The organism is Arthrobacter sp. (assembly GCF_031179385.1).
Taxonomy (GTDB): domain Bacteria; phylum Actinomycetota; class Actinomycetes; order Actinomycetales; family Micrococcaceae; genus Arthrobacter_D.
In genome coordinates this window covers 1-4,750 of sequence record NZ_JAPSHV010000160.1, presented here as the reverse complement: position 1 = coordinate 4,750, position 4,750 = coordinate 1, and the positions used below count along the sequence as shown (strand labels likewise).

Sequence of the window (4,750 nt, the reverse complement as noted above, 5' to 3'; positions counted from 1 at the left end):
AGTCCCATCTCGGCGGCGGCCAGAACCTTGCCGAACTTCTCGGGATCAAGCTGCTTCACCTGGGGAAAGGCGTTGGCTGCCATGCCCTGCAGGTAGGCGGCGGTGTCCCTGTCGATTTCCCGTTTCGTCAGACCCGAGTTCAGGATGAAAGCTCCGGTGCTGAGACGCAGGGGGACGTGGCTGAGATTCATTGAAGGCTCCTTGGTGGATCGGGTGGGCTGGTTTGAGCCTACGTCGGGGGACAGCGCGCCGCCAGAGGTGCGCCCTCAGAGCGCAGGAACCTCACATTCCCAGCGACACAGGCACTCCCGAACTGACGACGGTCCACGCCCACGCGATCGACCCTCCGATCACCGCCGTGAACAGGACCAGCCAGACTGCAGCAGGAATCCCCGTCGAGCGGTACAGAAGGTAAGCATCGGACTGTCCGCGCTCCCGCCGTCGTCGTAGGTGGACGTTGGCGACCTTGCCAAGGTCGCGGACGGAGCCGACCAGCAGCGCCACTCCGAGCGCAACCACCACGTGGCCGCTGAATTCGGCGGGAACGGCTGCCACGAGGACGGCCGAAACGGCCACCGCACCCAGGAGGATGAGCACACCGCCGGCATTGCGGATGAACAGCAGGGCGAGCAGCAGCATCAGCGCCCCCACCGAGAGCGCCGCAGGCGCCCAGCCTGCGAAACCGCACCAGACAAGGACGGAGCCGACGACGGCGGGCACCGGGTACCCCCAGAATGTTGCCCATGTTGTGCGCCAGCCCGGGCGGCCGAACGAGGTGGTGAGTCCTGAGTGGTCAAAGTTGAGTCGGATGCCGGTGACACGGCTTCCGGCGACCAGTGCGGCGAAGGCATGGCCAAGCTCGTGGACCACGGTGCTGAAGAGCCCGAAGTACCGCCAGGTCACAGGGGGAATGGAGAGGGCAGCCGCAGCCAACAGGATGAGGAGAACTTCGGTCAGGGTCAGCTGGGGCGGCTGGCTCCGGCTGAACCCCGCGACAATCCGATCCCACCACTGCGCCAAAAACTCCACTATCGGATGGTACCGGGCCATCCCGTCTCGCAGCGGATCCGAATAACTGTCACGAGGTCCCATCCGGCGGAGAAGTATTAACGGACTCGCCGTGTGACGTTCAACTCAAGGTAGGAATGCCTCTGCTTTGATGAATGTTAAATGAGTGAAAGCTATTCGAGCTATCGAGAAGGCGATCATGAACTTCCGGACGGCCGAGCACCCACGGCCGCAACATTTCATCCTGCATATGAGCGACACCCATCTGGTGGGTGGCACTGAACCCCTGTATGGGGCGGTGGACAGCGAAGCGCGGCTCCGGCAGATTTTCGACGATCTGGAAGCATCCGGGTCACGACCGGACGCGATTGTCTTTACGGGCGACCTTGCAGACAAGGGAGAGGCCGAGGCCTACGCGAAGCTCCGCACCATCGTTGACCCTGCTGCCCGAAAGCTTGGCGCCGAGGTCATCTGGGCGATGGGCAACCATGACGACCGGGCGACGCTCCGCAGCGAACTGCTGAGGGAGCCCGCGGACACGGCCCCCCTCGACCGCAGCTACCTGATCAACGGACTGCGGATCATCACGCTGGACTCCACGGTGCCGGGTCACCATTACGGTGAGATCAGCCATGAGCAGCTGGTCTGGCTTGCCAACGAGCTCCTTACCCCTGCGCCCTTCGGCACCATCCTCGCCCTGCACCATCCGCCGGTTCCGTGTGTTCAGGACCTCGCGGTACTGGTGGAGCTCCGTGACCAGAACCGGCTGGCGAACGTCATCCGCGACACCGACGTCCGCGCCATCCTGGCCGGGCACCTGCACTACTCGACCAGCGCGTTGTTCGCAGGTATTCCGGTGTCCGTGGCCTCGGCCACCTGCTATACGCAGGACCTCACCTACGACAACGGTGGAACCCGCGGCCGCGACGGAGCGCAGGCCTATAACCTGGTGCACGTCTACGAGGACACCGTCGTACACTCCGTGGTTCCGGTCGGCAGCCACACCGCCGTCGGCGAAACCGTACCCCGTGAGGAGACACGGCGCCGTCTGGAAGCCGCCGGTGTGCAGATCGCCGAGGCAGCGCCGGCGAAGGCGCTCACCGGCGTCTGACCTACTTCTCCCAGGGAGCCTTCACCGGGAAGTACTTCTCAAGGAAATCGGTCACCACCCGGGCACGCTCCTCGGCGGGGATCTCCGGGAAGCTGCCGTCGTTGAGGCAGAACAGGTCCATGTTGCGCTTGTCCAGCAACTTGTGGAGCTGTCGAAGGCCCGAACGCATGGTGGTGTCGATGTACTTCACCTTCGCCGATTCCTGGGTCACGGCGCGGCCGGTCAGCAGGGCGTAATAGTGGTACAGCGAATTGGTGACGGAGATGTTGTCCTTCGCGCGGAACTTTGACGCAGCCGTCGCCGCGAATTCCTCGGCGAACTCGTCCTCCATTTCGAACATGACGCTTTTGCGCAGCGGAGCCGCCGTGTGCTCCAGATGGCGGGTGGTGATGCGGCCGAATCGCTCGTGGAGCAGGCGGCGGTTCACCCGGGCTGCGTTCTCGAATCCGCTGCGCTCTGCATCGTTCTCGCCCAGCCCGATCCGGGTATCGGCCTGGATGAACTTGGTGATCCCGCCGGGGGAGAAGAACATGTCCGGACCCACGGGACGGCCGAAGAACATGTCGTCGTTCGAGTACAGGAAATACTCCGACAGCCCGGGAATGTGGTGCAGTTGGCACTCGACGGCCTGTGAGTTGTAGGTCGGCAGTACCGAGGGATCCTTGAAATGCTCCTCAGACGGCACCAGCGTGACCGACGGGTGGTCCGCCAGCCACTCCGGACGGGCGGAATCGGTAGCAATGAAGATGCGGCGGATCCACGGCGCGAACATGTAGACCGAGCGCAGCGCGTACTTCAGTTCGTTGATCTGCCGGTAGCGAGCCTCGTGGTCATCACCTTCACCCACGATGACGTTCTTCATGCGGGCGGCGCGGGCCGCCAGATACTCAGGGGAGCTGCCGTCCACCCAGCTGAAGACGAGGTCGATGTCAAAATCGATGTCGGTCGCGTGATCCGCGAACATGTTGTCGATGGTCGGCCAGACCAGGCCGTGGCGGTTGACGGATCCGCGCACCACCTCGTTGGACGGGAGGGTGCGCCGCGTCAGCGAGTTCTCCATGGGCAGCACGATGCGGTCGCCGTCGAGGGACCACAGCTCGATCTGCACGCCGGCGGACGGGCCAAAGGTCAGCCCGCCGATCGGCTCGATGCGGGGACGGAATAACCGGAAGATCCGCGCCTTGTCGCTGGGCGACAGTGCGCCGTCGGCCACCAGCAGCGTGGTCCGCCGCTTCGTGTCCACGGTCCTGGAATAGAAGGGCTCGTTGCGGCACGCTTCAACGAGTGCCTCCCGCAGCCGTTCCCGGTGCTTCAAGTCAACCGCGACGACGGGACGCTCGTCGTTTCCCCGAACCAGCAGATACTCCAAACCGGCACGCTCGAGCGCCTCCCGGATGAACAACAGATCCTCCACCATTGCCTGATGCGGTGTTGTGTCCGTATTGATGAGCGCGAACCGGCGCTTGACGGTAGTGATGTCATCGCGGTCATTCAGTCTCGCGACGGCGGCACTGGAGGCAGACTCGAGCAGTTCGGCGTCGTTCTCCACTTCGGGTGCGCCGAAGTAAATGTCATGCTGGGCGGCGGTATCTGTAATGGGATCCTCCAACGGTTATCAGGACATGCGGTATCACCGGTGCATTCACAGATTGCTTGCACGGCTGCTGCTCCAATGATAAGCCTGCCTACAGGGACCCCGACCTACCGGAGAGCAGTCCACCGCGGGGAAAGCCTGCAACGGAGGGAACCATGGCCGAGACAACCTTCACTGACCTGCTGACCCGGCAGATCGGCAACGAGTTCGCAGCGTCGCAACAGTACCTGGCTACCGCTGTGTGGTTCGACGGCCAGGACCTTCCGCGCCTGGCCGCGCACTTCTACAGACAGTCGCTGGAGGAGCGAAACCACGCTCTCATGATGGTCCAATACATGCTCGACAGGGGTCAGAAAGTGCAGATCCCCGGAGTTGGACCCGTACGGAACGACTTCACGTCGGTCGTCGAGCCGATCTCCCTCGCCCTTGCACAGGAGAAGCAGGTGACTGCGGATATCGAGGCCCTGTTCGCGAGAGCCCGGGCGGAGACCGACGCTTTGGGGGAGCAGTTCATGCTGTGGTTCCTCAAGGAGCAGGTTGAAGAAGTCGCGTCCATGTCGACGCTCCTCACCATCGTCGAGCGGGCGGACAACCTGTTCGACATCGAGAATTTCCTTGCCCGGGAAACAGTGGGTGATTCCGGCCATGATCCGAACATGCCCGAAGCAGCCGGAGGCGCGCTGTGACGCTGGAGCCTTTCCCAACGGACTGGCAGCGCGCACTCGTACTCATGGCTCACCCGGATGATCCCGAATACGGCACCTCGGCGGCGGTCGCCGAGTGGATCGCGCAGGGCAAGGAGGTTCGCTACGTGCTTGCCACGCGCGGCGAGGCCGGGATCGCGGGTCTGCCGCCCGCGGAGAGCGGACCGCTACGCGAGGGGGAGCAGCGCGCTGCCTGCGACCTCGTCGGGGTCGATGTGCTGGAGTTCCTTGACTACCCGGACGGGCGCCTGACTGAGTCGCTCGATCTCCGCCGCGACCTCGCCGCCGCTATCCGCAGACACCGGCCCGACGGCGTCGTGACCCTGAACCACG

5 protein-coding genes and 1 pseudogene are annotated in these 4,750 nt (G+C 63.9%); 3 read left to right on the top strand and 3 right to left on the bottom strand.

All coding sequences use genetic code 11. From position 1 onward, the window contains the following. Positions 1-191 (bottom strand): annotated as a pseudogene (locus tag RIF85_RS14580) (hypothetical protein); the annotation flags it as partial. A gap of 91 nt (positions 192-282) precedes the next feature. Then, a complete protein-coding gene (locus RIF85_RS14575; RefSeq protein ID WP_309072622.1) occupies positions 283-1,029 on the bottom strand; it encodes a M50 family metallopeptidase in 747 nt (248 codons plus the stop codon). Between the two features lie 178 nt (positions 1,030-1,207). Here RIF85_RS14575 and RIF85_RS14570 point away from each other — a divergent pair, with 178 nt between their 5' ends. Beyond that, positions 1,208-2,119, top strand: a complete 912-nt coding sequence (locus tag RIF85_RS14570) for a phosphodiesterase (RefSeq protein WP_309124773.1) — start codon at positions 1,208-1,210, stop codon at positions 2,117-2,119. A 1-nt stretch (position 2,120) separates the two neighbouring features. On the opposite strand, the gene RIF85_RS14565 is transcribed toward RIF85_RS14570, so the two are convergent. Next, complete coding sequence (locus RIF85_RS14565) at positions 2,121-3,536, bottom strand: stealth family protein (RefSeq protein ID WP_375164862.1); 1,416 nt, start codon at positions 3,534-3,536, stop codon at positions 2,121-2,123. 332 nt (positions 3,537-3,868) lie between these two features. Between RIF85_RS14565 and RIF85_RS14560 the strand changes: the two genes are divergently transcribed. Continuing rightward, a complete protein-coding gene (locus RIF85_RS14560) occupies positions 3,869-4,399 on the top strand; it encodes a ferritin (RefSeq protein WP_309072620.1) in 531 nt (176 codons plus the stop codon). Continuing rightward, positions 4,396-4,750, top strand: a 355-nt coding sequence (locus RIF85_RS14555; RefSeq protein WP_309072619.1) for a PIG-L family deacetylase, incomplete at its 3' end; no start/stop codon positions are given. The genes RIF85_RS14560 and RIF85_RS14555, both read left to right, overlap by 4 nt.

What these genes read in the sequence shown, in the direction of transcription:
- RIF85_RS14570 (WP_309124773.1), top strand. Translation starts at nt 1,208, where the DNA reads ATGAACTTCCGGACGGCCGAGCACCCACGGCCGCAACATTTCATCCTG.
- RIF85_RS14565 (WP_375164862.1), bottom strand. Translation starts at nt 3,536, where the DNA reads ATGGTGGAGGATCTGTTGTTCATCCGGGAGGCGCTCGAGCGTGCCGGT.
- RIF85_RS14560 (WP_309072620.1), top strand. Translation starts at nt 3,869, where the DNA reads ATGGCCGAGACAACCTTCACTGACCTGCTGACCCGGCAGATCGGCAAC.